Source organism: Fervidicella metallireducens AeB, from assembly GCF_000601455.1.
GTDB classification, from domain to species: Bacteria; Bacillota; Clostridia; order Clostridiales; family Caloramatoraceae; genus Fervidicella; species Fervidicella metallireducens.
Genome location: NZ_AZQP01000099.1, coordinates 1 through 2,511 on the forward strand (window position 1 = coordinate 1; position 2,511 = coordinate 2,511).

The 2,511-nt window shown below is 34.9% G+C and carries 4 protein-coding genes and 1 pseudogene; 2 read left to right on the forward strand and 3 right to left on the reverse strand.

Annotated elements, in window-relative coordinates:
- Nucleotides 1-54: 54 nt before the first annotated feature.
- A pseudogene (locus Q428_RS16165) lies at nt 55-207 on the forward strand (JAB domain-containing protein); the annotation flags it as partial.
- Nucleotides 208-540: 333 nt separating this feature from the next.
- A complete protein-coding gene (locus tag Q428_RS13675; RefSeq protein WP_035381882.1) occupies nt 541-732 on the forward strand; it encodes a helix-turn-helix domain-containing protein in 192 nt (63 codons plus the stop codon).
- A gap of 53 nt (nt 733-785) precedes the next feature.
- Here the strand turns inward: Q428_RS13675 and Q428_RS13680 are convergent, their stop codons facing one another.
- The 3 genes from Q428_RS13680 to Q428_RS15055 form a co-directional block, all read right to left on the reverse strand.
- Nucleotides 786-1,145 carry a hypothetical protein gene (locus Q428_RS13680; RefSeq protein WP_035381884.1) on the reverse strand — a complete coding sequence of 120 codons (360 nt, stop codon included), beginning with the start codon at nt 1,143-1,145 and terminating at the stop codon, nt 786-788.
- Nucleotides 1,146-1,342: 197 nt separating this feature from the next.
- Nucleotides 1,343-1,588, reverse strand: a complete 246-nt coding sequence (locus Q428_RS13685) for a DUF1871 family protein (protein ID WP_035381886.1) — start codon at nt 1,586-1,588, stop codon at nt 1,343-1,345.
- Nucleotides 1,589-1,676: 88 nt separating this feature from the next.
- Nucleotides 1,677-2,511: RHS repeat-associated core domain-containing protein (locus Q428_RS15055; RefSeq protein WP_242847859.1), on the reverse strand; the 835-nt coding region annotated here is incomplete at its 5' end.

Below are 2,511 nucleotides of genomic sequence, written 5' to 3' on the forward strand. Positions count from 1 at the left end.
TTCAATTATTGTACTGGGGTATTTTTAGAATAACATAAACATCATAATCATCCATCTGCAAGCCTCCAGCCATCAAGTCAGGATATTGAGGTTACAAAAAGGATTACCCTGGCTTTGAAAACCATATCGGTTTCGGTTATTGACCATATTATTGTAGCTGAGAATCGTTTCACAAGCTTTGCGGAAAAAGGTTTATTACAGGCATGAAATACTGTTACTGGCTTCATGAGTCAACTTAAAACCTGAATATATATATTATATACTCAGAAGCTGTCAAACACTATGCATGATAGTGGTTTCAGGGTTAACCGGAACATAGATGCCGAGGAACATAGAAGGAACATAATATTTCTCATATTATCAAGACAAAATTACCGTATTCAGGGATTTGTCTTTTTTTACCTTTGTGAGTAAAATTCCTTAACCGCTTTTTATTATAATATTATACTTATTTCCACTTTTATAAAAGTGCTAAAATGCCTTAAAATAGCCTGTTGAACCAAACAATTATGTAAAAAACTTAAAACGGAGGTAAGAACCATGTTTGAAAACTATGATGAAGTTTTAACCCCTAATCAGCTTATTGAACTCTTAGGCGTAAACAAGAATATCATTTACAAACTGCTAAATTCAGTGGAATTGAAGTCATTTAAAATTGGAAAGCAACACCGGATTACCCGTCAAAGCTTAATTGAATACATTCTAAAAAAACAACAAGAATCCCCATCATAACCAAGAATGTTTCATATCGGAACTTTAACCAACGCTATTGCTATAGTAAAAATTTAGCCTGCTGAAATACTGCCATACAGATAAACTACAGGTTTAAGTTCAATGAGAATTTTTTCACATCCTATATCGTTACTAAAGACAATATGTAAAATTTCCTTGCTGCTTGTCTTCTCAATCTTAAGTTCTTCAATGCTTTCAAATTTTAAATGAACTAATAGTCTTTTGTTCAAGTACCATTTGAAATCTATTATTCCTTCTGCTGGCGAAATAATAAAATGAACTATGTCATTACCTCTGGTTAATACAAATTCAAGGGTATTGTAAAACCAAGGAATATGTTTATCCTCTTTATATGCATATTTAGGCTCTGATTCAAATAAGGAAATTAATTCCCATAGTTCCGGTATCTTCATACAATCCACCTTTCATAAAAAGACAAAGTGAGGAAAGGAGTTAATGTTAACTCCTTTCCTTAAAATTTAAATAATTTAATGGTTCTTCATTATCATATAGTTTTCGAGCAAATTCTTTATACTTTTCTGATATAGCACTGAAACGCTTATGCTATTAAATAATTTTGCTAACAGCTTTAGTGCTGGACTACTGGCTTTTAGCGGTTAATGTCCATCAAAATTAGTTTTGCAATTTCCTTACACTCATCTTTAGTTTTTGAAAACTCACCTCGGAATGATTTACTAAACACTGTGTATATACCATCTGCAATGAGTTCTAAATCATTTGATGATGTTTTCAACAATTCACCTATCTCTGATATTTCCGAATGATATTCATCGTCCGGAGCATGTGACAATAAATCTATAGGATCCCATTTATCAATAATCTTTTTAATTGACATTTACTTTTCACCCCTATTGCCCAAAAAGTTTCTTAACTACTTCTTGCATATTAGAATCAAAATATTGGCTTCCATATGCTGTAATTACCTATCCAACCTTATTTACAACTACTGCTCCCTCTTTTGTAATATACAGGAATTTATCACCAGCTTGTTGTAATACTTGACCTGATTTCATCCATGTTTCAACCATTTTTTGAGTTACTCCACGTTCTGTCATCCTTTGTAGTCCATGAGTTGTTGTATTAACCCAATCTACGACAATTTTTGGATTATTAACCAAAGTTCCGAGTTTGCCAAATTGAGTTCCTAACGCAACACCTGTTCCACTTGCGGCTGCTGCCCCTACCATACCGGTGTAAGCTGCTTGAGCTAATGCTCCTGCCCCTGCACCAACTAAAGCTCCTGCGGCTGCACCACCTGCAACATAACGCCAATCAACTTTACCATTCTTCTTATAAGATATTACTGCTCCTACAACTCCGCCAACAACTGCACCGCCAATTGCTCCTACTACCCACCAAGCAATATCACCATCAGGGTCATAACAGTTTACAGGATTATTCATACAGTAAGCAAACATATTATGTGAGAGAAGCTCACCTGTAAAACCAACCATACTATCCGCATTCAGCCATCGTCCCCATTCCGGAACATAGTATCTGCTTTGACAATAATACATTCCTGTCTCGGTATCATAGCGGTATCCACGATACCGATATGGGTTTTTAATCCCTACAGTCGAAGCAAGAGAACCAGTAATGCTTACCAACTTACCCCATGTATCATAAGTATATGATACTACCTGTGTTCCGGTACTGTCAAACAATCCTATTATATCACTTTGCCCATTCCTGATGTAGTAGTACTCCGTTCCATTAAGATTCATACTTATCAATACACCTTTAGCATCATAAGTATAA